This is a genomic window from Arthrobacter pascens (assembly GCF_017052465.1).
GTDB lineage: Bacteria > Actinomycetota > Actinomycetes > Actinomycetales > Micrococcaceae > Arthrobacter > Arthrobacter pascens.
The window spans coordinates 39,365-54,120 of the sequence record NZ_JAFHKT010000115.1; the positions used below are offsets into that span (position 1 = coordinate 39,365).

15 protein-coding genes are annotated in these 14,756 nt (G+C 67.4%); 3 read left to right on the forward strand and 12 right to left on the reverse strand.

What is annotated here, in order from left to right; translation table 11 throughout:
* The first annotated feature begins 271 nt into the window (after positions 1-271).
* The gene (locus JYA52_RS05530) at positions 272-730 is read left to right on the forward strand and encodes a hypothetical protein (RefSeq protein WP_205652199.1); all 459 of its coding nucleotides are present in this window, start codon (positions 272-274) and stop codon (positions 728-730) included.
* Between the two features lie 45 nt (positions 731-775).
* On the opposite strand, the gene JYA52_RS05535 is transcribed toward JYA52_RS05530, so the two are convergent.
* The 8 genes from JYA52_RS05535 to JYA52_RS05570 form a co-directional block, all read right to left on the reverse strand.
* Positions 776-2,113: an MFS transporter gene (locus JYA52_RS05535; protein WP_205652200.1), complete on the reverse strand. Its 1,338-nt coding sequence runs from the start codon at positions 2,111-2,113 to the stop codon at positions 776-778.
* A 60-nt stretch (positions 2,114-2,173) separates the two neighbouring features.
* The gene (locus tag JYA52_RS05540) at positions 2,174-3,082 is read right to left on the reverse strand and encodes an SseB family protein (RefSeq protein WP_205652201.1); all 909 of its coding nucleotides are present in this window, start codon (positions 3,080-3,082) and stop codon (positions 2,174-2,176) included.
* Between the two features lie 9 nt (positions 3,083-3,091).
* Positions 3,092-3,838: a bifunctional 1-(5-phosphoribosyl)-5-((5-phosphoribosylamino)methylideneamino)imidazole-4-carboxamide isomerase/phosphoribosylanthranilate isomerase PriA gene (gene priA, locus JYA52_RS05545; RefSeq protein WP_205652202.1), complete on the reverse strand. Its 747-nt coding sequence runs from the start codon at positions 3,836-3,838 to the stop codon at positions 3,092-3,094.
* An 85-nt stretch (positions 3,839-3,923) separates the two neighbouring features.
* Positions 3,924-4,082, reverse strand: a complete 159-nt coding sequence (locus JYA52_RS05550) for a CG2302 family histidine operon protein (protein WP_205652203.1) — start codon at positions 4,080-4,082, stop codon at positions 3,924-3,926.
* Positions 4,083-4,811 (reverse strand): imidazole glycerol phosphate synthase subunit HisH, encoded by a 729-nt coding sequence (gene hisH, locus JYA52_RS05555; RefSeq protein WP_205652204.1) that lies wholly within the window; start codon positions 4,809-4,811, stop codon positions 4,083-4,085.
* On the reverse strand, positions 4,808-5,434 hold the full coding sequence (hisB, locus tag JYA52_RS05560) for an imidazoleglycerol-phosphate dehydratase HisB (protein ID WP_205652205.1): 627 nt from the start codon (positions 5,432-5,434) through the stop codon (positions 4,808-4,810). Before hisB ends, hisH begins: the two co-directional genes overlap by 4 nt.
* 59 nt (positions 5,435-5,493) lie before the next feature.
* Positions 5,494-6,612, reverse strand: a complete 1,119-nt coding sequence (locus JYA52_RS05565) for a histidinol-phosphate transaminase (RefSeq protein WP_205652206.1) — start codon at positions 6,610-6,612, stop codon at positions 5,494-5,496.
* A 77-nt stretch (positions 6,613-6,689) separates the two neighbouring features.
* Positions 6,690-7,103, reverse strand: a complete 414-nt coding sequence (locus JYA52_RS05570) for a LysM peptidoglycan-binding domain-containing protein (RefSeq protein WP_205652207.1) — start codon at positions 7,101-7,103, stop codon at positions 6,690-6,692.
* Between the two features lie 323 nt (positions 7,104-7,426).
* Between JYA52_RS05570 and lexA the strand changes: the two genes are divergently transcribed.
* On the forward strand, positions 7,427-8,176 hold the full coding sequence (gene lexA, locus JYA52_RS05575) for a transcriptional repressor LexA (RefSeq protein WP_205652208.1): 750 nt from the start codon (positions 7,427-7,429) through the stop codon (positions 8,174-8,176).
* A 61-nt stretch (positions 8,177-8,237) separates the two neighbouring features.
* On the opposite strand, the gene JYA52_RS05580 is transcribed toward lexA, so the two are convergent.
* Positions 8,238-10,295, reverse strand: a complete 2,058-nt coding sequence (locus JYA52_RS05580) for an ATP-dependent DNA helicase (protein ID WP_205652209.1) — start codon at positions 10,293-10,295, stop codon at positions 8,238-8,240.
* Entirely contained in the window at positions 10,288-11,865 is a 1,578-nt protein-coding gene (gene hflX, locus JYA52_RS05585) for a GTPase HflX (protein ID WP_205652210.1), read from the reverse strand. The genes JYA52_RS05580 and hflX overlap by 8 nt, the downstream gene beginning before the upstream one ends.
* A 380-nt stretch (positions 11,866-12,245) precedes the next feature.
* On the opposite strand from hflX, the gene JYA52_RS05590 reads away from it, so the two are divergent.
* Positions 12,246-12,860, forward strand: coding sequence for a class I SAM-dependent methyltransferase (locus JYA52_RS05590; RefSeq protein WP_205652211.1), 615 nt, complete (start codon positions 12,246-12,248; stop codon positions 12,858-12,860).
* Here JYA52_RS05590 and dapF read toward each other — a convergent pair.
* On the reverse strand, positions 12,841-13,785 hold the full coding sequence (gene dapF / locus JYA52_RS05595; RefSeq protein ID WP_205652212.1) for a diaminopimelate epimerase: 945 nt from the start codon (positions 13,783-13,785) through the stop codon (positions 12,841-12,843). The two genes, JYA52_RS05590 and dapF, sit on opposite strands and share 20 nt — an antisense overlap.
* 66 nt (positions 13,786-13,851) lie before the next feature.
* Positions 13,852-14,754, reverse strand: coding sequence for a tRNA (adenosine(37)-N6)-dimethylallyltransferase MiaA (miaA, locus tag JYA52_RS05600; RefSeq protein WP_205652213.1), 903 nt, complete (start codon positions 14,752-14,754; stop codon positions 13,852-13,854).
* Between the last annotated feature and the right edge of the window lie 2 nt (positions 14,755-14,756).

The following is a 14,756-nucleotide window of genomic DNA, read 5'->3' on the forward strand; positions in this document are numbered from 1 at the left end:
TGGCTGCCCTTGAGGGGACGGCCGGCCGTCGCTTCTGTTTAAGCGGAGCTGCCCTGGGCGGCGGCAGCGGAAGCACCTCACCAATTGGGTATTGTCACCGCACGGCAGAGTGAGTAAGCTCGGCGGCCAGCCGGCTTTCCGGTTTGAATCTGGCTGCGTCCTGAGCAGCGCTGCCGTCAGGGGCACGCCCCGTATACCCAGGCATCCGGCTTGCACACCGTCACCGCCTGGTCGGCCATAAGTTGCCGCCCTTCCAAAAAGGCAGAACCCCATGTTAGGCACCAAAACCCGTTTCGCCGCCGTCTTAGCCGCCAGCCTCGGACTGACGGGAATCGCAGCGCCGGCTTACGCCGCCCCCGCAACGCTCGTAAGTGTAGGGCCGGGAACACTCGTCGCCGACGGCGCCGCGGTGGACGTCCCGGTAACGTTTGTGTGTGACAGCGACCCGACCCGCATCATCGCCGTGCCCGTAGTGGAAGTAAACCAGAGAGTCACCGAGGGCCGGATTGCCAACGGCTTCGGGAACGCACAACTGAGTTGCACCCGGCAAAACCAAACCGTCACCATCCGGGTCATTCCCCGCGTGATCGCGTTCGACCCCGGAGCTGCGGTCGTATTCGTAGTCCTGCAGACCTGCAGTGCAGAATTCCAGTGCGCCGCCGTGACCGCCAGCGAGGTCATACAGCTCACAAAGCCAGCCCAGACTCCTCCCGTCCTTCCCCCCGAATAAGCGGTTCCGAAGCACGATCCCGACGGCAGGCCCCCGGCACGTGCCCTAAGGGCCGGCGGTCCGCCGGCGCCTGCGCTGCTGCAGGGCTATGCCGACTGCGCAGAGCAGGACGCCGCCCGCGCCAACCGACACGAAACCGCCCCACGGTCCGACGCCGTCGATAAACAGGCCCGCGAGCGGCGCGCCGAGCGCCACACCGGCGGTCAGCGCCGATCCGTACCAGCCCATCGCTTCACCACGCCGCGCCTCATCCACGAGGTCGGCCACCTTCTCGGACGCGGACGAAAGGACCGGCGCGCACAACAGGCCCGGGAGCAGCGACAGCAGGCTCAGGGTCATCGTGTCGGTGGCGAACCCCATCGGGATGGTCAGGGCGGCCATGCCCATCAGGAGCAGGATCGGCGACAGGGGGCGGTGCAGGGCGCCGTAAATGAGCCCGCCAACAACCGAAGCGGCGCACCAGAAGAGGAAGACCATCCCGATCTCCCCCTGGTGACCGCCTGTTTCCAGGGCAGCCACTATTCCGACGTCGGTCCCACTCAGCACCATTCCTGCCCCGGAGGCGACTGCGAACACAGCTGCCACAGCGGGGGTGAACCACCTGAAGCTGGAAGCGACCTTGCCCTGCAGCCCTTGATTCCGCGTCTTGGGGCGCCGCGTGCCGGCCGACGGCCGTTGCGGGCCGGCGGCAGCCTCTTGGACATGGACAGGTGCAGCAGCCACTACCGCCACCCCGGCCTCCTCCCGCCGGTCCGCTTCACGGGCCTCATTTCGGGCGGTGGTGCGGGCGGCGCTACCTGCAGCACTGCGGGTGGGCGGGTTGAACCACATGAGGAACAGCCCCGCCAGGGAGGTGGCGGCGCCGACGACCGTCAGGCCGAGGACGGAGTGGCCGCTGGTGGCCACCACCGCGCCGGCCGCCGGCCCGATCATGAATACCATCTCCGTGCTGATGGCATCGAGGGCGAAGGCCGTCCGCCGCTGGTCGCCGTCGGCGAGCACGCCCAGCGACTGCCGCACGACGCTGAAGATGGGAAGCGTCAGCAGGCCGCCCACGAAAACGAGCGGCAGCAGCCACTGGTAGGACACGTGGGGGACGATGGACCAGATGACGGTCTCGGACACGACCGACGGGATCAGTGCCCTGCGCAGCCCGACGGTATCCACACGGCGGCCGCGCCATGGGGCGCCCAAGGCGATGCCGATGGTCATGACGGCGGCCGCCGTTCCGGCAGCCGCATACCCCTGCCCCAGGCTCAGCACGATGTGCAATGTGAGCAGCACTCCAGCGGCCGAATGGGGAATGCGGGCAATCATGCCGACCGCCAGGAGCCGGCGTATGGGCCCGACGGCCAGCAGCTCCCGGTACAGGCTGAAATTCACAGGTAGGCCCTTCGGTCTGCCGCCGGGCAGAATAAGGACGGACCGACCATGGACCGGCGGTTACTCCGCGGCGCGCCTTAGTTTGATTTCGATCGAGTCAACGCGCTCACCGAACAATTCATTCCGGCTCCACTTGTTCTGCAGGCCGGCGAGCAGCGACTGGACGCCGGCGGCATCCAGCCCGTCCTCCAGGTAGAGCACTACGCGCAGCTCCGGTCCGGGACCTCCGCCCGAGATCCTGCGGCCGGACCCGGTGGTGGCAGCGACGCCTTCTCCCGGCAGGATTTCCAGGCGCCGCACCGCGGACGAACCCGCTGCCGCCGCGCCGAGCATGTCAGCCAGTTCGGCGTCGCGGTACGCGGGAACCCATGGCTGCTGCTGGGCCAGCGACCAGACAGCCGGCCTTCTCACGACGAACGTCACGTCGGATCCGGGGTCCACCACCAGCAATTCCGCTCCCTCTGCCACAGCCGAAAGTGCCGCCCTCGCTGCGTAGACGGCAACGGGCCGGGCCTCGGGGTGCCAGGCCGTCAAAGCGGCGGACGAGCTGAAGACCGGCATGGCCAGCCTGCCGTCCGGCGCTTTCAGGGTCACGAGCGCCATGTCCGCCTGCTTGTCGGCGTGCAGCCCGCCGGCGCCTTCGGCTTCCTCCGCCAGCTGTGCAACGACCGGAACGAAAACCCGTGCCGTCGCCAGCGCCGCAACAACGGCGGCTTCATCGCCACCGCCGCTTAGAAGCGCGTCAACGGCGGCGAGAAATCCGCTGTCCGCCGTGCCGTCGTCGTCCTCAAAAGTGTGGATTTTCCCGTCATCGCCGGCAAGGCTCCGCCCGGCCCAGGGCTGGCCGGCGGAATCCGTGGCGCCGCCGGCGCCCGCGAGGGCTGCCTCGATGTGGCCGGGAAGCCTGCGGGCAGGCGGCTGGTGCGTTGCGCCGTCCGTTTCGCCGGGCGTCAGCCCCTGTCCTGCCATGGCGCGAGCCTAGCGGCGGCCGGCGACGTCGAGGGCCTCGGGCAGGGTGAACGCGCCCGCGTAGAGTGCCTTGCCGACGATCGCGCCCTCGACACCAAGCGGCACCAGGGAGCGCAGGACCTTGAGGTCATCCAGGCTCGAAATGCCGCCGGAGGCCACCACTGGCTTTCCGGTTTTTTCCACCATCTGCCGCAGCAGTTCAACGTTGGGACCCTGGAGGGTGCCGTCCTTGGTCACGTCGGTGACGACGTAGCGGGCGCAGCCGGCTTCCTCGAGGCGGCCCAGCACGTCCCAGAGGTCTCCGCCTTCCTTGGTCCAGCCACGGCCCGCGAGCGTCGTTCCCCGCACATCCAGCCCAACGGCGATCCGGTCACCGAACCGGTCGATGGCCCGCGCCGTCCACTCGGGATTCTCCAGGGCGGCGGTCCCCAGGTTGACCCGGGCCACGCCCAGGTCAAGGGCGTTTTCGAGAGACTCGTCGTCGCGCAGACCGCCGGAAAGCTCAACCTTGATGTCGAGCCGGCCCACAACTTCGCGGAGGAGTTCGGCATTGGAGCCACGGCCAAACGCGGCGTCCAAATCCACGAGATGGACCCATTCGGCGCCCTGCTGCTGCCAGTTCAGGGCAGCCTCCAGCGGTGTGCCGTAGCTCGTCTCGCTGCCGGCCTCGCCCTGGACCAGGCGTACCGCCTGGCCGTTCACGACGTCGACTGCGGGGAGCAGTTCCAGTGCGGGCAGATCGGTTTGGCTGATCATCTCGGGTCCTCAGTTCTCAGTTGGCGTTCAGTAGGAGGCGGGTGGCCGACAAGGAGTGGCCGTAAGCAGTTAGCCGGTCAGCGGGTCAGGCCGCAGGCAGGGTTAGCAGGTAGGCGGCCAGCAGCGACATGCCGGCCAGGACCCAGAACGCGATCTGCGTCCAGAGCGGCTTCTTCTGCTGCCTGAAGGACAGGGCGCCGCCGGCCAGCAGGCCGGCAAGGCCCATCAGGACAATGGACCACATCTAGGCGGTCCGGCCATGCTGGTGGCGGAGGCCGTTGACCCAGTTCCGGAGGAGCCGGGCGCCGGCGTCGCCGGACTTTTCCGGGTGGAACTGCGTAGCGCAGAGCGGCCCGTTTTCCACCGCGGCGATGAATGGACCGCCGTGTTCGGACCATGTAACGAGCGGTGCCGCCATGCGCGGCTGCACGACATCGAAGTCCCAGGTCTGCACACCGTAGGAGTGCACGAAATAGAAACGATCGTTTTCCACGCCTTGGAAGAGCTTGGAACCCTCGGGGACCTTGACGGTATTCCATCCCATGTGCGGAACGACGTCCGCCGGGAGGAGCTCTACCTTGCCGGGCCACTCCCCCATGCCCTCGGCTTCGGTCCCGTGTTCCACGCCGGCTTCGAACAGCACCTGAAGGCCCACGCAGATACCGAGGACGGGCCGTCCGCCGGCAACCCGGCGGCCGATCATCCGGATGGCGTCGACGGCTTTCAGTTCGCGCATGACGGTCTCGAAGGCACCGACTCCGGGAACCACCAGGCCGTCGGCGTTGAGGACGTCCTCCGGCTTCGCGCTAAGGATCACTTCGGCGCCGGCGCGTTCGAGGGCGCGGACAGCAGACCGGACGTTGCCCGAGCCGTAGTCCAGGACGGTAACGGTGGGCTTCCCCTCTGGAGAGGCCGGCTTGACCGTGGCCGAGGGGTCGATGATGGCGCCGTCCCGCAGAACCTTCCCGGTCACAGGGCGCCCTTGGTGGACGGGATGCCTTCAACGCGGGGGTCGGGCTCGACAGCGGCACGCAGCGCCCTGGCGAAGGCCTTGAACTGGGCTTCGACGATGTGGTGCGGGTCGCGGCCGGCAATGACGTTCATGTGCAGGCAGATTCCGGCGTGCAGGGTGATGGCTTCGAAGACGTGGCGCGTGAGCGAACCGGTGAAGTGGCCGCCAATGAGGTGGTACTCCTGGCCTGCCGGTTCCCCGCCGTGCACCAGGTAGGGCCTGCCGGATACATCGACAACGGCGTGGGCCAGCGCCTCGTCCAGCGGGACGGTGGCTTCGCCGAAGCGGCGGATGCCTGCCTTGTTGCCGAGGGCGGTCCGCAGTACCTCACCGAAGGTGATGGCCACGTCCTCGACAGTGTGGTGTACATCGATGTGGATGTCGCCGGTTGCCTTGACCGTCATGTCGATGAGTGAGTGCTTGCACAGGGCGGTCAGCATGTGGTCGTAGAACGGGACCGAGGTACTGATGTCTGAAACGCCGGTGCCGTCGAGGTTGATCTCCACCAGAACGGAAGATTCGCTGGTGGCACGCTCGAGGCGTGCAGTCCGGGACTCGGCAGCCTTGATTCCGGTGTCGCTCATAGTGATAGGTGTCCTTTTTGACGAAGGAAGGTGCAGACGTTGCGGGTCTACCCCCAAGTTTAGGCGGGAAGTGCAGCCTGCCCTGCCAGGATGCGTTCCAGCGCCTCCAGGAAGGCTGTGGTTTCCGTCTCAGTGCCGGCCGTCACCCGCAGGTGGCCCGGGATGCCGACGTCCCTGATCAGGACTCCGGTGTCCAGCAGCGCCTGCCAGACCTCATGCGGGTTCTCGAGGCCGCCGAAGAAGACGTAGTTTGAGTCCGACGCAGCGGGGCGAAGCCCCATTCTGGTGAGTTCGGTGACGATCCTGTCGCGCTGCCGCTTGATGTCCTCAACGTCGGCCATGAGCGCCTCGCGGTGCCGGAGCGCCGCAAGGGCGGTGGCCTGGGTGATCGCGGACAGGTGGTACGGGAGGCGGACAAGGCGCAGCGCGTCGGCCACCTCGGGGGCCGCGGCCATATATCCGAGACGGGCGCCCGCCAGTGCAAAGGCCTTGCTCATGGTCCGGGAGACAATGAGCCGCTCACGGCCCGGCAATAGGGTGAGCGCGCTGGGGGTGCCGTCATGGGCGAATTCGTGGTACGCCTCATCGACGATGACGATGGTCCTGCTGGACTCGCCGGCGTCGTAGACGGCTTCCACCACGTCCAGCCCCAGGCCGGTGCCGGTGGGATTGTTGGGAGAGCAGAGGAACACAACATTCGGCTGCAGCTCCCTGACCTGGCGGGCTGCGGACTCAGCGCTCAGGCCATAGTCCTCCGCGCGCTGCCCCACGATATATTCGGTGTCCGTTCCGCTGGCCAGCAGCGGGTACATGGAGTATGTGGGCGGAAAGCCCAGCGCCTTTCGGCCGGGTCCGCCGAACGCCTGCAGTATCTGCTGGAGGACTTCGTTGGAGCCGTTGGCGGCCCAGATGTTTTCGGCAGCGAGCCCGTGGCCCAGGTATTCCGCCAGGGCCTCGCGGAGCTCGGTGAATTCCCGGTCGGGATAGCGGTTGAGGCCCGCTGCTGCCTCAGTCACGGCCTCGGAAATGGCGGCCCTGACATCAGCCGGCACCCCATGGGTGTTCTCATTGACGTTGAGCAGGATCGGCACCTCCAACTGCGGCGCCCCGTAAGGCGTCAGTCCCCGCAGGTTGGTCCGAAGGGGCAGTCGGTTCAGTCGCTCAAGCTGGTCAGTCACTTGGACAGTTTAAGTGCCCCGGACGGCGAGCGGGAAACTGTGACAGGTCAGGGAGGGCCGGCCACAGGGATCAAGGCCTACTTGGACGGGACGAACAGCTGCTGCCCCGGCATGACCTTGCCGTTCTCCAAGTTGTTCAGCTGGACAATATCCGCGATGACATCGCGCGGGTCCCTGGCCGGATCAACACTCCCCGCAATGGCCCACAGCGATTCCCCTGGCTGCACCGTCACGGAAACGGTCTGTGTCACTGACAGCCCGCCGGCGGCGTCGGCAGCCTTGGCCGGTGAGTTCAGCAAGCCGGTGAGAGACAGGAGAAGCGCAGCCAGTAGTACCAGCGGCAGTCCGATCAGGACGATCCGCCCGCGGCGGGTGAGCCGCAGGCGCGGCGGCCGCGCCGCCGGCCCGCCAGGCTGCCCGCCCGCCTGCAGGCCCTGGGCGCCCACGCGATTCTGGGGACGTGAATGGTGAACTGCTGTTGAAGCTGACATGAACTGAGCCCTCCTGGACCACTCTGTGCTGCCCGGTGTGTCCCGGTCCGCCGGGGATCCGCCGACATTTTCGAATGACCGGGCCGCTCCGCAGCTGTACTAGAACACATGTTCGAACTTTGCTTCTCCATTTTTAGCACTTATCGACGAATAAAGTCGAGACTCGCTAGAACAAATGTTTGAAAAAGCCTTGTGGCTGGCCTACGTTTGAAATCAAAGAACAACCACTTCTGCAGTTGATCAGCAGGGTCTGACATTTCAGGCCGGAAGTTCCCGGCAACTGCAGCCAAGCAAGCCGGGAGGAACGAAAGGCGTTGGCGAACATGGCAGCACAAGCCTCCGACGGCAAAGCTACCCAGCGCAGCCAGCGGTCCCGGACAGCACCCAAGGGACTCACCGTCCGGCAGAAAAAGATCCTGGAAACCATCCAGCGCTCGGTCAACGAGAACGGGTACCCTCCCTCCATGCGGGAGATAGGCGACACCGTTGGCCTGGCCAGCCTGTCCAGCGTCACCCACCAGCTCTCGCAGCTTGAAAAGCTCGGATACCTCCGTCGCGATCCCAAGCGACCCCGGGCAATGGAAGTCCTCATGCCCCTGACGCTGGATGCCGGGGTCTCCAAGTCCGCGGGCGGGGACAAGGGGACGCCGCAGCACAGCGCGGGCCGTGGGTCCGTTTCAGAGTTGCCCAGCGCCACGGACACGGCGCTGGTTCCGCTGGTGGGGCGCATTGCCGCCGGCGGCCCCATCCTCGCCGACCAGATGGTGGAGGACCTCATGCCCCTGCCGCGCCAGCTCGTCGGCCACGGGGAGCTGTTCATGCTGAGGGTCGCCGGTGATTCCATGGTGGACGCCGCGATCTGCGACGGCGACTGGGTAGTGGTGCGCCGCCAGAGCGACGCCGTCAACGGCGACATCGTAGCGGCGCTGCTGGATGACGAAGCAACCGTCAAGACCTTCCGGCAGCGGGACGGCCACACCTGGCTGCTTCCTCAGAACACCCAGTACGAGCCCATCCTGGGCGACCACGCCGTGGTCATGGGCAAGGTCGTGTCCGTACTGCGGTCGCTTTAGGTCCCGGCTCGCTCGAGGTGCGCCAAGGGTGTGCTAAATCGGGCGCGCCGAGGGACGCTCCCTAGGACTGCGCCCCGGCGAGCCTTTCCAGCGCCGCCACGGCGATCTTTCTGTCCGTCGTGGGCCAGAACGGCGGGAGCGCGGCGCGGAGAAACCCGCCGTAGCGCTCCGTCGAGAGCCGCGAATCCAGGACCGCCACCACACCTTTGTCGTCCGTGGACCGGATGAGGCGCCCCGCGCCCTGGGCCAGGCGGATCGCGGCATGGGTGGCTGACACGGACATGAAACCGTTGCCGCCGGCCTGGGCTACGGCCCGGGAGCGTGCCGTCATCAGCGGGTCGTCCGGCCGCGGGAACGGAATCCTGTCGATCACCACGAGCCGGCACGAACCGCCGGGAACATCTACGCCCTGCCACAGGGACATGGTGCCGAACAGGCAGGTGTCCGGCTCGTCGGCGAACTGCTTCACCAATGCGGTCATGGTTGAGTCGCCCTGGCAGAGGACGCTGACGTCCAGCCGGGGGCGCAGCGCCTCCGCCGCGTCCTCCGCGGCCCGCCGGGACGAGAAGAGGCACAGCGCTCCCCCGCCCGAGGCACGGATCAGGGTTTCCAGTTCGTCGAGCGCTTCCGGCGACATCCCCCTGCCCGGCTTCGGAAGGTGGCCGGCCACGTACAGGATGCCCTGCTTCGGGTAGTCGAACGGGGACCCGACGTCCACGCCCGTCCAGCTGGGGGCGCCTTCGCCCAGGAGACCGAGTCCGCCGGCGGCGGGTTCGAAGGCCGAGCCGATGGCCAGCGTTGCCGAGGTCAGGACCACGGTGTGGCCTTCGAACAGGCCCTCCCGAAGTCGCCCGGCAACACTCAGGGGAGCGATGTTGATCAGCGCGGGCTGCGTGTCATCGGGTGCCGAATACCCCTGCTGGGGGTCAAAGGTGCTGTTCCGTGAAAACCACACCACCTCGCGGTTTTCCCGAGCGGCGAGCAGCCGCTCGCACAGCTCCAGGATGACGAGGAGGCGGGACCGCGCAAGCTGCCGCCCGCCGTCGGCCGCGTTGTTGCTGTCCCCCTTGGAATCGGAGAGCGCCGCCCGGCAGGCCTCACGCAGCTGGTCCACGCAGTCGAGCTGCTCCGCGTTGAGTCCGTTTGGGAGCAGCCCGCTGGGAACGCCGACGAGGGCAAGTTCAAGGTTGGCGGCGGCGTTGTTCAGCGCATCCACGGTGATCCCGGTGTGCTTCCGGGCGCCGGACGCTGCCACATGCACCATCGCGACGGACAGCTGCCCGGACACCGCCCCGGTGACACGGTCCTGGAGCTCGTGGGCCTCGTCCACAACCACGACGTCGTACTCGGGCAGCACGGCCAGGCCCTCAAAGGCGCTGACAGCGAGCATGGCATGGTTGGTCACCACGACATCGGCATCGGCGGCGTCGTGCCGGGCCAGTTCGCTGAAGCACTCGGCCGCGAGGGGGCACTTCTGCGCACCGAGGCATTCCATGGACGTGACCGACACCTGGCGCCAGGCCCGGTCCGTTACCCCCGGGAGAAGTTCGTCGCGGTCCCCCGTGGCTGTCTTTTCTGCCCACTCGCGGAGCCGGACCACCTCCTTGCCGAGCTGCGAGGAAGGTCCTCCCATGGCGGCGGCGAAGTGCGGGACGCTGGTGTCCTCGCCGAGCGAAAAGAGCTGTCCCTCCGAGGGCTCCTCGGAGGGAAATCCGCCTTCGAGCTTGTGCCGGCAGACGTAGTTGGACCGCCCCTTGACGAGGGCCACCTTGACCGACCGGTCCAGCGCCGGCGTGATGTTCTTCAGCAGCCGCGGGAGATCCCGGCCCACAATCTGTGTCTGCAGCGCCAAGGTGGCGGTGGAGACGAGCGTGGGCTTGTCGCTTTCCAGCGAATGGGCGATCAGCGGGATGAGGTAGGCCAGGGACTTGCCGGTGCCCGTGCCCGCCTGGACGAGCAGGTGGTCGCCGGTGTCGATCGCCCGCGCCACCTGCCGCGCCATCTCATGCTGGCCGCTGCGGCTTTGTCCGCCCATGCCGGCCACAGCCCGGTCGAGGAGTTCGATGACAAACTCCTCGCCGGCCGCGGCATCGGCGGGCTCCGCCGCCTGCTCAGTCATTGGCGATGAAGGATTCCAGTTCAGCCGCGAGGCCTTCCCGGACCATGACCACGGCGCGGGTGCCGCCCTCTTCGTGATCCATGCTCAGGATCTCCGCATCGGAGTCGTGGAGTTTGCTGATCAGGTCACCGCGGTGATACGGCACCAGCAGTTCCAACTTGACGCTCGGCCGCGGGATGCCTTCACTGATCGCCTTCAGCAGCTCAGGGATCCCCTGGCCGGTACGGGCGGACACCACCACGTGGCGCGGTTCGCGCTGCTTCAGCCGCTCCACTACGAACGGATCGGCGGCGTCGGCCTTGTTCAGCACGATGATCTCGGGCACCTTGCGGGCGTCCACTTCGGAGAACACCGAGCGCACCGCGGCGATCTGGCCCTCCGGATCAGGGTGCGAGACGTCCACCACGTGCAGGATGAGGTCCGCGTCCGCCACTTCCTCGAGCGTGGACCGGAACGCCTCCACGAGCTGCGTGGGAAGGGAACGGACGAAGCCGACAGTGTCAGCCAAAGTGTACCCCAGGCCGTCCGCCGTCTCAGCCTTGCGGACGGTAGGGTCCAGCGTGGCGAACAGGGCGTTCTCCACGAGGACTCCGGCGTCTGTGAGCCGGTTCAGCAGGGAGGATTTGCCCGCATTGGTGTAGCCAGCGATGGCCACGGAGGGAACTGCATTACGACGGCGGTTGGCCCGCTTGGTCTCGCGCGCCGGCTTCATCGCGGCGATCTCGCGGCGCAGCTTCGCCATCCGCGTGCGGATCCGGCGCCGGTCCAGTTCGATCTTCGTTTCACCGGGACCGCGTGAACCCATGCCGGCACCTGCGCCGCCCACCTGGCCGCCGGCCTGGCGGGACATCGACTCGCCCCAGCCGCGGAGGCGCGGGAGCAGGTATTCGAGCTGTGCCAGCTCCACCTGTGCCTTGCCCTCACGGCTCTTGGCGTGCTGCGCGAAGATGTCCAGAATGAGCGCCGTGCGGTCGATGACCTTGACCTTGACGATGTCTTCCAGTCCGCGCCGCTGCGACGGTGCCAGTTCGGCATCCACCACCACGGTGTCCGCGCCGGTGGACATCACCACATCCTTGAGCTCCAGGGCTTTACCTGAGCCGAGGAACGTTCCGGGATCCGGCTTCGCCCGGCGCTGGACCAGCCCGTCGAGAACTTCCGAGCCCGCGGTTTCCGCCAGGGCAGCGAGTTCACGCAGGGAGTTCTCGGCATCGGCGAGGGTGCCCTCGGTCCACAGCCCGGCCAGGACCACGCGCTCCAGGCGCAGCTGCCGGTACTCAACTTCGGTGACGTCTTCGAGTTCGGTGGACAGTCCGGCGGTGCGGCGCAGGGCCCGGCGTTCCTCGAGATCCTGCTGGTCGCCGTCGAACGTGCTGTGTTCCTCGTCAAGCCGAGAGATGGCCTGCGCCTGGCCAAAGACGGCCTTGCTGCCGGCACCTGCGCCGTTGGCAGCCGCGGCATTCTTTGCCGGGACGTCCTTGGAGAGAATCCGGTCGATGACAGCTTGGATTTCCTCGGGACTCATGTCCTGGGCTGCTGGCTCGGATCCGGAATTGTGCTGACTGGTCATGGTCTCCTTAAAGGGTTCTGCATCTTCAGAATAGTGCTGATTGGCTGCCTTGGGCGCAGAATTCGCGCTGGGCTGACGACTGGAGGGCATAAGGGCTCCTGGGATGCCGTCGGCGCACAGGCCTGAGCGGCAGAAGAATGGACTGATTGAGTGTGGTTCGGCGCGCTCCGGGCGGAAGGTGGTAGACCTGCATCGCAACGGGAGGCACGGGGCCGGCGCCGCGGCTGGAAGCCTGCGGCGGAAAATACCGGCTACTCAAAGATCAGGAACATGCCTTCCAGAGTAGCAGATGCGGACCACCCGGTTTCCCATCGGTTTCCCATCCCGGTTTCCCATCCCGGTTTCCCATCCCGGTAGAAAGCCCACTAATCTGGCCAGTTATGGAGTCTGCCCACTATTTCAGCGCCTCGCCCGCCGGGCCGTTCACCCGCAAGCCGCTCACCGTGGAACTGGCCGGCGAAACGCGCAGACTGCAGACCTCCTCCGGCATCTTCAGCCCGGACGGCATCGACAAGGGCACAGCTGTCCTGCTCGCGGAGGTCCCCGCACCGGCTCCGCAGGGAAACCTGCTGGACATCGGCTGCGGCTGGGGTCCCATCGCCCTGACCATGGCGCTGCGGGCGCCGCACGCCCAGGTGTATGCGGTGGACGTCAACGAACGCTGCATCACGCTCACCAACGAGAACGCGTCCCTGCTGGGCCTTGGCAATGTCACGGCCAGCACGCCGGAGGCCGTGGATCCGCAACTGCGCTTCGACACCATCTGGTCCAATCCGCCGATCCGGATTGGCAAGGATGAGCTGCATTCGCTGCTCATGCTGTGGTTGCCCCGCCTGGCGCCGGGAGGCTCGGCTTGGCTGGTGGTGCAGAAGAACCTGGGGTCCGATTCGCTTCAGCGCTGGCTCGCGGAGGAGCTTGACGATTCGTTCGCGGTGACCCGCGAGAGCACGTCCAAGTCGTTCCGCATCCTGCGGGTCAGGAAAGCGTCCCACTAGCAACGATCGTTGCCGGACCGCTCAGTTCCACGTGCTCGTGGCCGTCTGCCACGGTGAAGAATTTAACGCCGACGACGCCTCCCGGCACCTTCACGTGCCAGGCGTCCGGTGCCCCTTGGCCGGCCCAGTGGCGGGTTGCGACCGCGGCAGCACACGCTCCGGTGCCGCAGGACTGCGTCTCACCGACGCCGCGCTCGTGGACGCGCATAGTCACGGTGCCGACGCCCTCGTGGACCAGCGGCTCGGACGGCACGACAAACTCGACGTTGGTGCCGTGTGCCGGCTTGGGGTCAACATGCGGGGCTGTAAAGAGCCTGGTGGCTTCCAGCTCGGACAGCTCAGCCAGCGCGACGACGGTGTGCGGGTTGCCCATGCTGACTGACAGCGCCGGCCGCGGCACTTCCAGGCCGTCGGCACTGACCAGGGAGTCCATGGCGCGGGCCGCGGCCTCGGCCGGGAAGATGAACTCCCACGGCCCCATGTCCACGGCGTAGCCGTCCGCCGTGCGGACGATGGTCTTCACGCCGGCGCGCGTGCCGATGGTCAGCGAGCCCCCCGTCGGGAGTTCGGCGAGCCCCTCGGCGAGGAGGAAGTGGACGAACACCCGGACGCCGTTGCCGCACATCTCGGACAGGGAGCCGTCACCATTGCGGTAGTCCATGAACCACTCTGCATCGGGGTGCTCGGTCAGGAGCCGGCGGCCCTCGTCGATGAGCCGCGAGGGGACGGCCCGGATGAGCCCGTCCCCGCCGATGCCGCGGTGGCGGTCACACAGCTCCGCGACCTGTTCCGGGGAAATGACGTGCATGCCCTCTGGGTCGGCGATCAGGACGAAATCATTGCCGGTTCCGTGGCCCTTGGAGAAGCGGAGCCCGCTCAGTTGTGAGATGGCGCGCTCAGCGGTTTCTGCAAGGGCTTCATTCATGCTTCAAGGTTACCCGCACGCCGCGGGGTCCCGGAAAACAGCCGCCCTGCTGTGTTCGGCCGGACATCAGGCGCAGAGGGCGGCGGCCTTGGCCGCCAGGGCGGGATCCTGCCAGTCCAGCCAGGCAATGCGCGGGTCGGCCCGGAACCAGGTGAGCTGGCGGCGGGCGAACTGGCGGGTGGCCACGATGGTTTCCTCTGCCGCCTGCGTAACGTCGGCTTCGCCGTCGAGCACTTTGAGGAACTGGGCGTACCCCAGGGCCCGGGGCGCCGTCCGGCCGCGGCGGAGTCCTGCCGCGTCCAGGCGCTCGACCTCGGCCAGCAGCCCGCGGTCCACCATGCGGTGGACCCGCGCCGCCAGGCGCTCGCGCAGCTCGTCCCGGTCCACGGCCAGGCCGACCTGCACGGCGGGCTGGAAGTACTCCCGGCTGGGCATGAAGGAGCTGAACGGGCGTCCTGTGAGTTCGTAGACCTCCAGCGCGCGGATGATCCGGCGGGCATCTCCGAGCCGGCCTGCTGAGACGGGGTCAGCCTCCCGGAGGCGTTGCAGCAGCGGCGCCGTTCCGGCCTCGGCCTGTTCCTGCTCGAGGCGGGCGCGGATGCCGGGGTCGGTGCCCGGAAATTCCAGGACGTCGAGGGCTGCGCGCACATACAGCCCGGACCCGCCCGCGAGGATCGCCCGCTTGCCCCGGCGGTGGATGTCCGTGACGGCCGCTCTTGCCTGCTGCTGGAACTCGGACACCGATGCCTCCTCGGTCACGTCAAGGATGTCCAGCAGGTGGTGAGGTATTCCCCTGCGCTCGGGTTCGGTGATCTTGGCCGTTCCGATGTCCATGCCGCGGTAGAACTGCATGGCGTCGGCGTTGATCACTTCACCGTCGAGCTTCAGCGCCAGCTCGACGGCAAGGTCGGATTTTCCGGAACCCGTTGGCCCGACCACCGCGATGACGGGCGGCTGCCTGGCGGCCACGG